This window comes from Serratia sp. JKS000199 (assembly GCF_900215455.1).
GTDB classification, from domain to species: Bacteria; Pseudomonadota; Gammaproteobacteria; order Enterobacterales; family Enterobacteriaceae; genus Serratia; species Serratia ureilytica.
In genome coordinates this window covers 2640387-2654615 of sequence record NZ_LT907843.1, presented here as the reverse complement: position 1 = coordinate 2654615, position 14229 = coordinate 2640387, and the positions used below count along the sequence as shown (strand labels likewise).

Below are 14229 nucleotides of genomic sequence, written 5' to 3'. Positions count from 1 at the left end.
ACCTCCTCAAAAGTCATCTCTGTTGATTGTCGGGACACGGGGCGTTAATGGACGCGTAGTGGAAGTATTTGTCGCTGTCTCCAGGCTGGAATGTCGGGCGGTTCGCCCATTTACAAGCCTGTTTTATCCAGCTTTTCATGCGCAGATCCCAAATGGCTGTGCCGGCGCTTGATGAAGAAACCAGCCATTCTCCATCCTGAGAAAGGGCGAGGGCGGTGATTGGCGTCGTGTGGAAGTCTTGTGCGATGTGCATGGCTGAACCTGCGACGAACACGGACAACTGCCCTTTGTTGTCCCCCATGGCGACGGTGTTGCCATCACCCGCGACGGCCAATAGATGGGGGATAAAAAATGAATCATTTTTCTTCTGTGTGAACGACCAGTCCTCCCCGTTTATCGTTGCGGAATATATCTTGCCCGAGAAGTCGCCCAGCAGCATCGTTTGGCCTGAAGAATCGAACGCCAGTGTTTCGATCGGAGCACGCATATTGCTGGATTCAGAACGTTCGCTCGCAACCTGAATGACGCGGGTTTTGACTATCTCAAGTTCTTCACGTGACTGAGCGTTGAATCGCCATGAGACGATTTCATTCTTGTCATTTATGGTCATGATTTCGTCGCTGTTGGGTTTGAACCAGGGCAATGGAAAGTAGACGTTGCGCTGAGTTTTAATTTCTTTGCAGGTGAATCCATGGGGGGCTGACGCGGTGAGGCGATACAGTTTATTGGCGAGCTCTCGCCCGTTCTTGCCGACGAGGGTAACCGCCAGCAGGGTGCCGGCATCATTGACGCGAATGGCGGCGATGCGGCGGCCTGGCGGTTGCAGCAGGCACGCCAGCGGCTCGCCTTGGGAAGGTGAAATCAGCACATTGCGAAACACCTCAACGCCTTGCTGTTGCGCAGCAAAGAGCATCGTGGCTGAGGGGGACCACGCGAGAGCGACGACGTTCGATACCGGCAACTGCCGAATGACCGATGGTTGGCCGGTATTGGCATCCAACCGATATTGCGTCAGCCCTGTCGCCTGTACGGTGAATAGCTGACGGTTTGCTTTACTGTCGACAAACAGCGCAGGAGCTTGAGGACTAAGCAAAAATTGCCCTAAAGGATGTCTGTCAACGCGCAAATTGACTTTGAGTATGTCGCCGGCTTCACTGGTGACATAGGCGCTTTGCTCATCAGGCTCGGTCGCGACGCTGACCAACTGCCGCGGAAATTGCAAAAGGGTGCGGTTGGTGGGAGCGGCGGCATTATTGGCCGAAAACAGCCACAGCTTGAGGCTCCCATCCCAGCTTAATGACAAGAGGTCGCCATTTTGCAGATACTTGAGTTGCGCGACGGTTTGCTGATGAGCGTTGATAATCGTTGGCCAGTAAAAGAACGACGATGTTGGCAAGGGGGCGTCGGCTCGCGGCGAAACATCCTTTTCGACGTTATTCTTGGTCGGAGAAAGGCGTAAAGTGTCCCAGATATAAATGTAGCCATCCCTGCTGCCGGCTGCGATAAATCGTCCATCGGGGCTGATGTCGATACTGTAAAAAGTTTTGCTGTACTCGGTCTCTGGCGCGATGGCCGCCAATGGGATGGACTGTTGCGGTTTACCTTGGCTAAACGTCTGCCATTTGACTGCCCTGCTTGTGGCGATGGCGACGTTATCCAGAGCATTTTGGGGGGCGACGGCGGTGGCCATCACGGAGTTGGTTTTCTTATCGAATTGTTGTGACAATAATTCAAATTCGGCTCCGGATATTTTCCACACGGCCAGCGTACCGTCTTGATATCCGGCATAAAGCCTGTCGCCAGCTGCCGTGATGGCACGCACCTTGTTGCTTACATGCTTAGTGTTGTCACTATCGGGCAGATGTAGCGGGCCTCCCACGGTTTTTCTTGTCGCCAGACCCCAGATGCGGATCGTCCCATCGCCATCTCCAGTCGCCAATAGTTTAGGTGTGACTAATGTTAAGGTGTTAATTCCCGAGGGATGCGCCTGTTGCACCTCTTCGGGGGGGATGAATTCGCTGTTCGCACCGCAGGTTTTTATCGAGAAACGGTCACGGCCGATCTTGGCGCTAATGCATTCGTTCTCGCGGATTCGTACTACTGTGGTTTTGCCATCGCCGAGAGTATCAATGCGCTCAAGTTGTCTATAGCGGCCGAGATAGTCGCCGAGCAACATTTGAAAATTGAACGTCAACAGATTGTTTGAGTTGGCTGGTAACCGTAACTGCGCGCCGGCCGCGGTGGCTAAGGCTTCCAAACCTGGGTTGGGGTGATCGTTGAGAATGGAAAGAATACCGGTTTGAATGGCGAGATAATTCAACGCGAGCTTGGTTTTCTGTTGTTCATCGGCGCTTTTGTCAACAAAGAAACCAATAATTATCGCCAAAACGGCGATGACTAAACCCGAAGCGCAAAAAAGCTGCTGTTTCCTGCGGCGATACGACGCATACGCCGCGAGGAATCGCGCCTCGACTTTTGAATCGGGAGCATCGCTTTCCGCCGGCCTCATTTTTCGTTGGGTACGGTATGGCAGGGCGCGAAAGTAATCTGGTTTTTCGCCGTCCATATGCCATATCCGCGCCTGTTTTTGCCATTCTTTCAGATTATTGCTACGCCACTCTTCTATGCTGCGGCGTACGGGGCCGGCTAAACGATCGTGCGCCAATTCATACCACATGTCGTCTTCACGGCTTTGACGACGGATGAGATGGTGCTCCTCGAGCTTTTGAATTTCTTTAAGTGATGGCCCGTCCGTGCTTTGCGGGCTGAAAATCACGGCTGAGCGGCGCCCACTTAACGTCAGCAGATACCGGTCTATCCAATCTCCCAACGTTCTGAATCGATGGGGATCTTGCGCCGCCAGATTGAGCGTCTTGGTGCAGTAATCCAGTAAGGCATTGTCCGGGTTATATCCCGCCACGTCGGCGACGCGAACCTCACAGACCTGCCGCTCGGTTTGGCTTAAGGTGTTCCACAGATCCGTACAGATAACCTGCAGCTGTACCGGTTCCACGGTCTTACTCGGGCGTGCGCCTTCCGGCGCTTTAATCAATTCGCTGACCAGCAACTGCGCCGCATCTGTTCCGTCTTGCACTGGAAAAGCGACGCCCATGGCTTCTGCCGGCCCCTTGATGGCGGCGACGGCTTGCTCGACCGACAACAGGTTTAAACGGTAGGTGTTGTTAAGGCGGGTGGGAATATCATCGCGGAAATCATCAAGCCAGGAGAAGTATTCTTCTCGCATGCTGATGAGGAGCCAGATAGTTTTTTCGTCGTTTGACAGCAGTTCTTTCAACTGCTGGAAAAAGACTTTTTGTTGCTCGTAGGGGACATTACCGGTTAACACTTCCTCAAATTGATCGAGCACTAACAGAAGACGCTTCGGCGGATCAGATTCAGGCAGAGTGATACGGTTGAAGTAGGTAAGAAGCGTATCATTGGGACGAATCGAGCCAAAACTATCTTGGTCCAGGCGCTGCAAGAGGGAGATGACCGGATCGGTATCATCGGCCTGCGCGATGCGCTGCACGGGTAAAACATGGAACAGCGTTGTCAGTGTGGATAAAAGGCCGTTCTTGGCCATCAAAAGCGAGGTTTTACCCGCTCCGGAAGGGGAGTACAGCACGATTATCCGATCCGAGATTAAGCGCCATTGCAGTTGCTTAATGTCCGCGTCGCGACCGAAGAGTGTTTGTTCGGCGCTAAAAGGGCTGGGGCCTACGTAAGGAGCCTTCATGAGTCCTCCTGCGTACGGGCATTTAATTCCGCCATAAAGGTGGTAACGTCTCCCCAGTACAGACGCCATTGGGCCTTCGTCTGCAGGTATTTTTCGATATAGCGGCGTGCGCTGCCGGGATCAAGAATGCTGTTTGGATCAATTTGTACAGAGAAATGTTCGATATTTTTGCGCAGGTCATGGCCTTCCAACAGTAAAAGGCTGCGAAACAGTACCCGAAACTCCCAGGATTCAGCCTGCAGGCCGACAAACAGCAGCGCGCTGCTGTTCAGCCTGGCACGGACGTAAAGGGGAATGGCGTCTTGGGCGGAAGAGACTTTGGTCAGGTAGTCAAAAAAATGATCTTCGGTTAACACCAGCGATTTTGGCGTGGATAAATCCCCGAAGAGCTTGAACACGATCGGATGGGTCGCAGTGCCTTCGTCCGCCGGGCTGGCGGGGGCTCGGCTGACATAATTGGCATCGCAAATTTCAGCGTGTATATTCCACCTCAGCAGGCGGACTGTCGGCGTCGCGCCCTGTTCTTTGAGGGCATCGACCAGTAGATCGCTGGGATCGGTGGTGATGTAAACCGGGAGTTTATAGCCGGCCAAGATCCGCAGCGGATCAAGAGGGGTACGGGCGCGGATTTTTTGCCCCACCACTGAAACCAGTTCTCCTAGTGATGTGTAGATCTCCATTTGATCTAAACCTTTTAGCCGGTCCGGCACATCGTCAGGATATTTCTCAAGAATTCGCTCATAGACGTACTTGTAAAATTCCTGACGGGGGTATTTGTCTTGCCGCATCACGGCAAGATATTGTGCAATCTGCGGCAGACCCGCCACGTCGTGCCCACCTAACGGATAGTGGTAGATTTCCCCCCATTCACGTGCCAGTTCACGCCGCGAGCCGAACAGCGCTTCGTTCATGCTCGGGCCGAGGATAGGAGTGCTGTCTTGGCTGGTAATATTGTCGACGATCAGAGCCCAGGGATCCTTATTTTCGTCGGAAACACCGAATCCGGGTGGATACCAAATACGTGCATTATTCAACCGGGTAAAAACGACCGGGATCCACCAGTCCGGTGAGTCCATGATTTTTGCCCGCGCACTGGCGGTAGCGCGATCGACTTCGCCATGCTCCGCCAGCTGTCTGAAAAACTCCGGGATAAATTGCGTTGCCGCAGACATCGAAAGCTTGCCCTGCATCGCCAATACCGCCGGCACGCCCTCTTTGGCTAACAGGGGGCCCAGAGCGACCAGCGCGTCGCGTGCGGGATTGCCGGCACCGGCGCTTTGGCAGGAGCATAGGACGACCAAGCTGGGAATTCTCTCCAGCGCGCCCAAACGCGCGGCGAAATCTTCGCCGGTGACGCTGGCGGCATTCCCGGTCTCATCCTCCAACCACAACACGGCGCCTTGCTGCCCGACAATGCCGTGACACATGAGATAGAGAATGTCGGCTCCCTCTTTTATGCCTTCGATAACCGCCTGGAGCGTCGCGCTTCCGCGCCGCGTGAGCGTGGTTAACGGAACATGACGCAGGGCATTTTCAGCGAGCTCCTGCTCATGAGGAACGTTGATGGGCGGGAAGGTTTCCGACAGGTCCTGGGGATTGGCGATGGCTAATAGTGCCTTAATGCCTTGCTTAGGGCGCAACGTCGGGAGGCGGTAAGTTCGAGCCGCCAGATAGCGCGAAAAAACGCACTGATTGCTGCGTAAGAGATGCGTGGCTGGATCGGAGGGGTCAACCAGCGTTTCCCAAGGGAGGCTGTGCAATATAGATGCGTTTGAATCGATAAGCAGGCGTATTTTTAGCGGGCTTTGCTGATGGCCGGAAAATGCCCGGGCGGACGTGAATGCATCACGCAGTGCGGGCTGCATAAACAGTGATTCCGATAATAACCGGCCCATTCTTTGCGGGTTGCGGGAGTAAAATGTCGGATCGTGGATGTTTAATGCCAACGGGATGAAAGGGGTAATATTTTCGCTTTCGTCAAAGCGCTGGCGAAAACTGGCTTGAAATTCATCGAGTGAATTCCGCTGAAACACGATCTCAAGTTCCGCATAGCCTTTCATGAACGTACCCCCGACAGTAGCGTTGTCGACAGCATTGACGACCAAAACGAGAGAGGGAGGCGGGAGTCTACCCAGCGTATTTCAGCACGTAGTTATTTAGATAACTGATTTTTTTATTTAATATTTTGCTGAGACACTGGGTGTTCAGAGCGTCGCCGACCAGTTCGTGACGGTATAATATACATCTAGCTTGAATAAGGATTTCTGTCCAATATGGCGCGGTGTTGATGAGGAGCGCTTCGCTACTGAAATAAAATAAGGGCGAAAATTAATAGATAAATAACGATAGGATGCGTTGTATCGATTTTTGCGCACAGCCATGCAACGCAAAAAGCAAAAAGCAAAAAGCAAAAAGCCCGCTCGGGTTTCCCTGAGCGGGCTTCTCTAAATATGGCTCCTCTGACTGGACTCGAACCAGTGACATACGGATTAACAGTCCGCCGTTCTACCGACTGAACTACAGAGGAATCGTGTGAACGGGGCGAATAATAGCGGGGCATCCGGGGTTTGTCAAAGCGCTAAACTGCAAAAAAAGCGCGTTTGCTGAGGGAATGAGCACCTTGCGCTGTTTTTCGGCATTTTCCATCGCTATGCGTTGATTTTTGCATCCCCAATCGTTTTGACGCCGCTTGCACACGCCTTTGCACGGCGATGGTGCAGGGCCGTTCTCCCACCCATACTTCCACTCGCGCTAACCGTATTGGCCAGACCCTGGTTAACGGCGCCACACGCCGCGCCGCAACTGATATGTAGGATGAATAAGCAAACAATATGTATTCGTCGTCACAATGGCTGGATTTTTGCTTACCCATTTTTGGGGAATGCGACTGCGCTCTCAAGAAAATTATTTTCCCCGTCTACACATAAAGTGAAAGTTCCGCGCCCCCGGGCGTTCCGCTATACCCGTCATACTTGACGCTGCCTCGGTGTTGGCTGCGAGCATTTACCCCGGTCACTGACCTTGAGTCAGCTCTCGGGGCTCATGCTCTTGCCGCCTGGATGCAACGCCAATTATCTAGGGTATGAAAACAGTGCTGAGGAAGATAACAATGTCATCGAAATTGATAAAAAGTCCGCTCGCTGCTTTGCTCATCGGTTGTTTAGGTACGGCTTTTTCCGCGCAGGCCGATATCGTCATCGGCGTCGCCGGGCCGTTCTCCGGGCCGAACGCCACCTATGGCGATCAGTATTGGCGCGGGGCTTCGCAGGCGGCGGCGGACATCAACGCCGCCGGCGGGATCAAAGGGGAAAAAATCAAACTGGTGCAGGGGGATGACGCCTGCGAACCGAAACAGGCGGTCGCGGTCGCCAACCGGCTGGTGGATCAGGACAAGGTGTCGGCGGTGGTCGGCCACTTCTGTTCCTCATCCACCATGCCCGCTTCCGAGGTGTATGACGAGGCCGGCATCATCGCCATTACCCCCGGCTCCACCAACCCGCAGATCACCGAGCGCGGCATGAAGACCATGTTCCGCATGTGCGGGCGCGACGATCAGCAGGGGGTGATCGCTACCAACTACATGCTGGATACCCTGAAGGCCAAACGCATCGCGGTGATCCACGATAAAGACACCTACGGCCAGGGGCTGGCGGACGCCGCCAAGGCGGCAATGAACAAGCGCGGGGTTAAAGAGGTGCTGTATGAGGGGCTGTCGCGCGGCGAGAAAGACTTCAACGCCCTGGTGACCAAGATCGCCTCGGTCAAGCCGGACGTGGTCTACTTCGGCGGTTGCCATCCCGAAGCCGGGCCGCTGGTGCGCCAGATGCGCGAGCAGGGCGTGACCGCCAAGTTCTTCTCCGGCGACTGCGTGGTGACCGAAGAGCTGGTGACCGCCGCCGGCGGGCCGCAGTACACCAACGGCGTGCTGATGACCTTCGGCAACGATCCGCGCCAGATCGCGGAAGGCAAGGCGGTGATCGCCAAGTTCCGCGCCAGCGGCTTTGAGCCGGAAGGGTACACCCTTTACTCCTACGCTTCGATCCAGGCGATCGCCGCCGCCTTCAACGCCACCGGCGGCAAAGACAGCGCCAAGGCCGCCGAATGGCTGAAGTCGCACGATGTTGACACCGTGATGGGTAAAAAAGCCTGGGATCAGAAGGGCGATCTGAAGGTCTCGGATTACGTGGTCTATCAATGGGATGACAAGGGCAAATATCACCAACTGTAAACGGCCGAACATTGAGGGTGTGACCCTATGACCGACGGGCCGCCGCCTTGGCGCGCCCGTTCCGCGACTACCTTTGGGCCGCGTCGGACTGCGTTGGCGGCCTTACCAGGCGAGACTGCTCATTATGGATGTATTCTTTCTGCAACAGCTGATCAACGGCCTGACCCTCGGCGCGGTGTATGGCCTGATCGCCATCGGCTACACCATGGTTTACGGCATCATCGGCATGATCAACTTCGCCCACGGCGAGGTGTACATGATCTCCGCCTACCTGTGCGCCATCGGTCTGGCGCTGCTGTCGTTCTTCGGGCTGCAATCGTTCCCGCTGCTGATCCTCGGCACGCTGGTATTCACCATCGTCATCACCGGGGTGTACGGCTGGGTGATCGAGCGTATCGCCTACAGGCCGCTGCGCAACTCCACCCGCCTGGCGCCGCTGATCTCCGCCATCGGCATGTCGTTAATCCTGCAAAACTATGCGCAGATAAGCCAGGGGCCGCGCCAGCAGGGCATCCCGACGCTGCTGAGCGGCGTGTTCCGCCTGGAATTCGACGGCGGCGTGGTGCAGATCACCTACACCAAGGTGTTCATTCTGGTGGCGTCGCTGCTCGGCATGGCGATCCTCACCTACATCATTCAGCGCACCCGGCTGGGGCGCATCTGCCGCGCCACCCAGCAGGATCGCAAAATGGCCTCGATTCTCGGCATCAATACCGATCGGGTGATCTCGCTGGTGTTCGTGATCGGCGCCGCCATGGCCGGGCTGGCCGGGGTACTGATCACCATGAACTATGGCACCTTCGATTTTTACGTCGGCTTTATCATCGGCATCAAGGCCTTCACCGCCGCGGTGTTGGGCGGCATCGGCTCGCTGCCGGGCGCGATGCTGGGCGGGCTGCTGCTCGGCGTGGCGGAGGCGCAGTTCGCCGGGATGGTGAATTCGGATTACAAGGACGTGTTCTCCTTCGGGTTGCTGGTGGCGATCCTGATCTTCCGCCCGCAGGGCCTGCTCGGCCGGCCGCTGGTCGCCAAGGTTTAAGGAGAACGCCATGTCGCAATCCGTAATCAACGGCGGGCTGAACGTCAAACGCAGCCTGCTGGATGCCGTTTTGGCCGGGCTGATCGCCCTGATCGTGTTCGGGCCGATCGTCGGCATCGTGCTGAACGGCTACAGCTTTAACTTCGAGCCGCACCGGCTGGTGTGGATCATCGTCGCGGTGATGGCCGGGCGGCTGCTGCTGAGCCTGTTCCTGCAAACCGCGCCGGGCCGCAAGGTGCTGGCGCGCTTCGACGGCGGCAACGACGGCGTGTACGTGCGTCCGCTGGGCTATAAATCCAATCTGCGCTGGTTCCTGCCGCTGATGGCGGCGATCGCGCTGCTGTTCCCGTTCGTCGCCACCAAATACCTGCTGACGGTGGCGATCCTCGGCCTGATCTACGTGCTGCTCGGACTGGGGCTGAACATTGTGGTCGGGTTGGCGGGGCTGCTCGATCTGGGGTACGTGGCGTTTTACGCCATCGGCGCCTACGGGCTGGCGTTGGGCTACCAGTATCTCGGGCTCGGTTTTTGGGCGATGCTGCCGCTCGGGGCGCTGATGGCGGCGTTGGCGGGCGCGCTGCTGGGCTTTCCGGTGCTGCGGATGCACGGCGACTATCTTGCCATCGTCACGCTCGGGTTCGGCGAGATCATCCGGCTGGTGCTGAACAACTGGATGTCGCTCACCGGCGGGCCGAACGGCATTTCGGTGCCGGCGCCGACGGTGTTCGGCCTGGAGTTCGGCCGGCGCGCTAAAGACGGCGGGGTGCCGATCCACGAGTTTCTCGGCATCGATTACAATCCCAATCTCAAGTTCATCTTCATCTACGCGATGCTGTTTTTGGTGGTGCTGCTGGTGCTGTATATCAAGCACCGGCTGACGCGCATGCCGATCGGCCGCGCCTGGGAGGCGCTGCGCGAGGACGAGATCGCCTGCCGCTCCCTCGGGCTGAACCACGTGCTGGTGAAGCTGTCGGCGTTTATGCTGGGCGCTTCCACCGCCGGGCTGGCGGGGGTGTTTTTCGCCACTTACCAGGGGTTCGTTAACCCGACTTCGTTCACCTTCTTCGAGTCGGCCCTGATCCTGGCGATCGTGGTGCTGGGCGGCATGGGCTCCACCCTCGGCGTGGTGCTGGCGGCCTTTGTGCTGACGGTGGCGCCGGAGCTGCTGCGCAGCTTCGCCGAATACCGGGTGCTGCTGTTTGGCGTGCTGATGGTGGCGATGATGATCTGGCGGCCACGCGGGCTGGTGCGCATCAGCCGCGCCAGCTTTGCGGAACGCAAGGGGGTGGCGCCATGAGCGACGCCATTTTGCGGGTGGAACACCTGATGATGCGCTTTGGCGGCATCAAGGCGCTGAACGACGTCAATCTGGAGGTGGAGCGCGGTTCCATCACCGCCCTGATCGGCCCCAACGGCGCCGGCAAGACAACGGTGTTCAACTGCCTGACCGGTTTCTATCGCGCCACCGGCGGCGCGATCCTGCTCAATACCCACAAGCGGCCGACCGATGTGATCCAGGTGCTGGGGCAGAAGTTCCGCGCCAGCGACTGGATACGCCCGAAGCGGCTCGGTTCGCGCCTCTATTACAAGATGTTCGGCGGCACCCACCTGGTCAACCGCGCCGGGCTGGCGCGCACCTTCCAGAATATCCGCCTGTTCCGCGAAATGTCGGTGGTGGAAAACCTGCTGGTGGCGCAGCACATGCAGAGCAACCGCAATCTGATCGCCGGGGTGCTGAATACGCCGGGCTACCGCCGGGCGGAAAGCGCCGCGCTCGATCACGCCTTCTACTGGCTGGAGGTGGTGGATCTGGCGGACTGCGCCAACCGGCTGGCGGGGGAGATGTCCTACGGCCAGCAGCGGCGGCTGGAGATCGCGCGCGCCATGTGCACCGCGCCGGAGATGATCTGCCTCGACGAACCGGCCGCCGGGCTGAACCCGGTGGAGACGGCCGCGCTGAGCCGCATCATCCGCTTCCTGCGCCAGCATCACGGCATCACGGTGCTGCTGATCGAGCATGACATGGGCATGGTAATGGAGATCTCCGATCGGGTGATCGTGCTCGATCACGGCGATGTGATCGCCCGCGGCACGCCGCAGGAGATTCAGCACAACGAGGCGGTGATCGCCGCTTACCTGGGCGCGGACGAAGAGGAGCTGGCGGGATGAGCGAAACGATGTTGGAATTTCGCGAGGTCGATGTGTTTTACGGGCCGATCCAGGCGCTGCGCCAGGTGTCGCTGCAGGTGAACGCCGGGGAGACGGTGGCGCTGATCGGCGCCAACGGCGCGGGCAAGTCCACGCTGTTGATGTCGATCTTCGGTCAGCCGCGTATCGCCGGCGGGCAGATCCTGTTTCGCGGCGAGGACATCAGCCGCCGCTCCACGCACTTTGTTGCCAGCAGCGGCATCGCGCAGGCGCCGGAGGGGCGGCGCATCTTTCCGGACATGAGCGTGGAGGAGAACCTGCTGATGGGCACCATCACCGTCGGCAATCGCTACCTGGAAGAGGATTTGCCGCGCATGTTCGAGCTGTTTCCGCGCCTGAAAGAGCGGCGCAACCAGCGGGCGATGACCATGTCCGGCGGCGAACAGCAGATGCTGGCGATCGCCCGCGCGCTGATGAGCCGGCCGAAGCTGTTGCTGCTGGATGAACCAAGTCTGGGGCTGGCGCCGATCGTGGTGCGGCAGATCTTCGGGGTGCTGCGCGAACTGACCCGCAGCGGCATGACGCTGTTTCTGGTGGAGCAGAACGCCAACCATGCGCTGAAACTGTCCGATCGCGGCTATGTGATGGTCAACGGCCAGATCCGCCTCACCGGCAGCGGGGAAGAACTGTTGAACGATCCGCAGGTGAGAAAGGCGTATCTGGGCGGCGGCTGACAGCCGCCTGCGGGCAGGGAAGCCCGCGTTCATTTTTCGGCGTCGCGCTCTTGGCTATCGTAGTGCGAGCGGGCTGCCCTGAAGGCGTCGGCGGAGGAGATAATCCACGACCAGAGCGGCAGCATGTTGAGCAGCATTTCTTCCCCCGCCTCGGTGATGGTGTAAACCACGCGGGGCAGTTTTTCCTGATAATCGCAGCGCGATATCAACCCATCCCGCTCGAGATGGCGCAGCGTCCGCGTCAGCATTCTCTGCGTCACGCCCGCTAATTGGCGGCCTAGTTCGCCGTGGCGCAGCGGCCCGTGGGTGCCCAGGAGATGCAATACGCCCAGCGACCAACGGTTGCCCGCATGCGCGAGGATCTCGCGCTTCAATCCTTCATCGTCGTTGCTCAATGCTTCACAGAACGCTTGCGAAAATTGCAGCAGCGCTTCCCGATCGCTCGTCATATTCCTCCCCGGTATCACGCGTGTACCTAATTGAACCCGTTTTTGTCAGCTGTCAGGATGACGCAGTGTCAAGACAGGAGGCAAGCATGAAATCCACAAATCCATCCATCAATACCGTGCTCATACTCGGCGCCGGCGAACTGGGGCTGCCGGTACTGCGAGCGATGAGCCGGCAGGCTCGGTTATCTCCATCTTTAAAAATCAGCGTACTGCTCCGGCCGGAGGCCGCCCGCGCCGTCAGCGGCCCGCTCCGGGCGCGGCGGGATGAACTGGCGCGGCTCGGGATCGCCGTGGTGGAAGGCGATCTACAGCAAAGCGGTGTGGAGGCGCTGAGCGTGCTGCTGCGCGGCTTTGATGCGGTAATCAACTGCAGCGGCTTCGTCGGCGGGGCGGGCACGCAGATAAAGATCACCCAGGCCGTTTTGCAGGCCGGCGTGGCGCGCTACTTCCCGTGGCAGTTCGGCGTGGACTACGATGTCGTCGGTAAAGGCAGCGGGCAGCCGGTGTGGGATGAACAGCTTGAGGTGCGTCACCTGCTGCGCGCGCAGAGCGCAACGGAGTGGGTGATTGTTTCCACGGGCATTTTCACCAGCTACCTGTTTGACTCGGTTTTTGGCGTGGTGGATGCGGAACGCAAAACCGTGCGCGCGCTGGGTGACTGGCAGTATGCGGTGACGCTGACCACTCCCGAGGACATTGGCCGGCTGACGGCCGCGATTTTTTTCCATCGGCCCGCGTTTCGCAACCTGGTGGTCTATATCGCCGGGGATACGCTGACCTACCGTGAGCTTGCCGATCTTATGCAGGCGCACTGGGGCGTGGAGGTCAACAGAGTCCTGTTGGACAAAGAGCGGCTGCAGGCGGAGGTGCGGAATCATCCGCATGACGTCGGCGCGAAATACCGGTTGGCTTTCGCCCGACCCGACGGCGTGGCCTGGGATAAGGCGAACACCTTCAATGCGCGCCAGGGCATGGCCGCCACCACCGCCGGCCAGTGGCTGGCTTCTCAGGGTGGTTAATCGCCTGTGCGCCGCAGTCAGAACTGGCGCTGCATCCAGCGCACGTTCAGCCGCACCAGCGCGATGATGGCTCTGGAGAGCAGCCGCAGCCCGCCGGGCATGTCGCGGCGGCGAATGTCCAGCAGCAGCACGGTGCGCACCTGCGGGCTGTCGTTCCATACCTCGTGCTCGAAGGTATCGTCCCACAGCATGAACTCCCCTTCGCGCAGCCGGTATTCGCGGCCATCCACCTTCAGCACCGCCGCCGGCGCGCCGTCGGCGCGTTTGGGCATGTCCAGCACCAGATAGCCGCGCAGAATGCCGCGGAACGGGCCGCGATGGGGCGGCACCTGTTTGCCGGGCGCCAGGAAGGAGAGCGACGCGGACAGCACGTCCGGCGAGGAGGCGATCAGCGCCGCCAGCGTCGGGCAGCGTGCCAGGTTGCGGGGGATGGGCTGGCCATAGGCCTTCATGATGAACATGCGCCAGTCGCGCGCGTCGTTGGCGGAGATGGACGCCTGCTGGCTCATGATCTCGTGGAAGCGCGGGATATTGTGCAGATCGTGGGCGACCGTCAGCGCCTCTTCGCGGATCTGCCGCCATTGGGCGGTAAAGCGTTCGGCGTCGGGGAAGAGGGCCGCGCTGTCGAGCACCGGCTGGCCCTGGATGCGGCGATCGTAAACATTGCGCAGGGCAAGTACGGACCAATCATAAATCGCGGACATCATAATGACCTCGCCTCAGGAAACGCCAAAGGGACACTGCGCGGGTCTTCGGCGCGGCGCGTGGACGGCCGGGGAAGAGCGGCAGGAAAAATTGGTACGCTTCAATAGATTAGCACAGCATTTTGGCAACCGTGCGTCGGTGAGCGTGTCGATGGGCGGTGAAAAAAACCAC

The 14229-nt window shown here is 58.6% G+C and carries 10 protein-coding genes and 1 tRNA gene; 6 read left to right on the top strand and 5 right to left on the bottom strand.

Going from position 1 to position 14229, the window contains the following annotated elements; translation table 11 throughout:
- Nucleotides 1-13 precede the first annotated feature (13 nt).
- The 3 genes from CPH57_RS12680 to CPH57_RS12670 form a co-directional block, all read right to left on the bottom strand.
- Nucleotides 14-3736 carry a hypothetical protein gene (locus tag CPH57_RS12680; RefSeq protein WP_172428007.1) on the bottom strand — a complete coding sequence of 1241 codons (3723 nt, stop codon included), beginning with the start codon at nucleotides 3734-3736 and terminating at the stop codon, nucleotides 14-16.
- Nucleotides 3733-5796, bottom strand: a complete 2064-nt coding sequence (locus tag CPH57_RS12675; protein ID WP_096242843.1) for a CHAT domain-containing protein — start codon at nucleotides 5794-5796, stop codon at nucleotides 3733-3735. Before CPH57_RS12675 ends, CPH57_RS12680 begins: the two co-directional genes overlap by 4 nt.
- Before the next feature lie 391 nt (nucleotides 5797-6187).
- Nucleotides 6188-6263: transfer RNA gene (locus tag CPH57_RS12670), tRNA-Asn, on the bottom strand.
- Nucleotides 6264-6845: 582 nt separating this feature from the next.
- Here CPH57_RS12670 and CPH57_RS12665 point away from each other — a divergent pair.
- The 5 genes from CPH57_RS12665 (at nucleotide 6846) to CPH57_RS12645 (ending at nucleotide 11885) form a co-directional block, all read left to right on the top strand.
- A complete protein-coding gene (locus tag CPH57_RS12665; protein ID WP_016927040.1) occupies nucleotides 6846-7964 on the top strand; it encodes a branched-chain amino acid ABC transporter substrate-binding protein in 1119 nt (372 codons plus the stop codon).
- A 124-nt stretch (nucleotides 7965-8088) separates the two neighbouring features.
- A complete protein-coding gene (locus CPH57_RS12660) occupies nucleotides 8089-9003 on the top strand; it encodes a branched-chain amino acid ABC transporter permease (RefSeq protein WP_033643752.1) in 915 nt (304 codons plus the stop codon).
- A 10-nt stretch (nucleotides 9004-9013) separates the two neighbouring features.
- Complete coding sequence (livM, locus tag CPH57_RS12655; protein WP_033643751.1) at nucleotides 9014-10300, top strand: high-affinity branched-chain amino acid ABC transporter permease LivM; 1287 nt, start codon at nucleotides 9014-9016, stop codon at nucleotides 10298-10300.
- Complete coding sequence (locus CPH57_RS12650) at nucleotides 10297-11172, top strand: ABC transporter ATP-binding protein (protein ID WP_096242411.1); 876 nt, start codon at nucleotides 10297-10299, stop codon at nucleotides 11170-11172. Before livM ends, CPH57_RS12650 begins: the two co-directional genes overlap by 4 nt.
- Nucleotides 11169-11885: an ABC transporter ATP-binding protein gene (locus tag CPH57_RS12645; protein ID WP_033643749.1), complete on the top strand. Its 717-nt coding sequence runs from the start codon at nucleotides 11169-11171 to the stop codon at nucleotides 11883-11885. The genes CPH57_RS12650 and CPH57_RS12645 overlap by 4 nt, the downstream gene beginning before the upstream one ends.
- Nucleotides 11886-11914: 29 nt before the next feature.
- Here CPH57_RS12645 and CPH57_RS12640 read toward each other — a convergent pair whose 3' ends face one another.
- Nucleotides 11915-12334, bottom strand: coding sequence for a helix-turn-helix domain-containing protein (locus CPH57_RS12640; protein WP_033643748.1), 420 nt, complete (start codon nucleotides 12332-12334; stop codon nucleotides 11915-11917).
- Between the two features lie 86 nt (nucleotides 12335-12420).
- Here CPH57_RS12640 and CPH57_RS12635 point away from each other — a divergent pair, with 86 nt between their 5' ends.
- Nucleotides 12421-13353 carry an aromatic alcohol reductase gene (locus tag CPH57_RS12635; RefSeq protein ID WP_096242410.1) on the top strand — a complete coding sequence of 311 codons (933 nt, stop codon included), beginning with the start codon at nucleotides 12421-12423 and terminating at the stop codon, nucleotides 13351-13353.
- A gap of 17 nt (nucleotides 13354-13370) precedes the next feature.
- Here CPH57_RS12635 and CPH57_RS12630 read toward each other — a convergent pair whose 3' ends face one another.
- Entirely contained in the window at nucleotides 13371-14057 is a 687-nt protein-coding gene (locus CPH57_RS12630) for an aspartyl/asparaginyl beta-hydroxylase domain-containing protein (protein ID WP_046688516.1), read from the bottom strand.
- Nucleotides 14058-14229 lie beyond the last annotated feature (172 nt).

What these genes read in the sequence shown, in the direction of transcription:
- CPH57_RS12645 (WP_033643749.1), top strand. Translation starts at nt 11,169, where the DNA reads ATGAGCGAAACGATGTTGGAATTTCGCGAGGTCGATGTGTTTTACGGG.
- livM (WP_033643751.1), top strand. Translation starts at nt 9,014, where the DNA reads ATGTCGCAATCCGTAATCAACGGCGGGCTGAACGTCAAACGCAGCCTG.
- CPH57_RS12630 (WP_046688516.1), bottom strand. Translation starts at nt 14,057, where the DNA reads ATGTCCGCGATTTATGATTGGTCCGTACTTGCCCTGCGCAATGTTTAC.
- CPH57_RS12675 (WP_096242843.1), bottom strand. Translation starts at nt 5,796, where the DNA reads ATGAAAGGCTATGCGGAACTTGAGATCGTGTTTCAGCGGAATTCACTC.
- CPH57_RS12680 (WP_172428007.1), bottom strand. Translation starts at nt 3,736, where the DNA reads ATGAAGGCTCCTTACGTAGGCCCCAGCCCTTTTAGCGCCGAACAAACA.
- CPH57_RS12660 (WP_033643752.1), top strand. Translation starts at nt 8,089, where the DNA reads ATGGATGTATTCTTTCTGCAACAGCTGATCAACGGCCTGACCCTCGGC.
- CPH57_RS12650 (WP_096242411.1), top strand. Translation starts at nt 10,297, where the DNA reads ATGAGCGACGCCATTTTGCGGGTGGAACACCTGATGATGCGCTTTGGC.
- CPH57_RS12665 (WP_016927040.1), top strand. Translation starts at nt 6,846, where the DNA reads ATGTCATCGAAATTGATAAAAAGTCCGCTCGCTGCTTTGCTCATCGGT.
- CPH57_RS12640 (WP_033643748.1), bottom strand. Translation starts at nt 12,334, where the DNA reads ATGACGAGCGATCGGGAAGCGCTGCTGCAATTTTCGCAAGCGTTCTGT.
- CPH57_RS12635 (WP_096242410.1), top strand. Translation starts at nt 12,421, where the DNA reads ATGAAATCCACAAATCCATCCATCAATACCGTGCTCATACTCGGCGCC.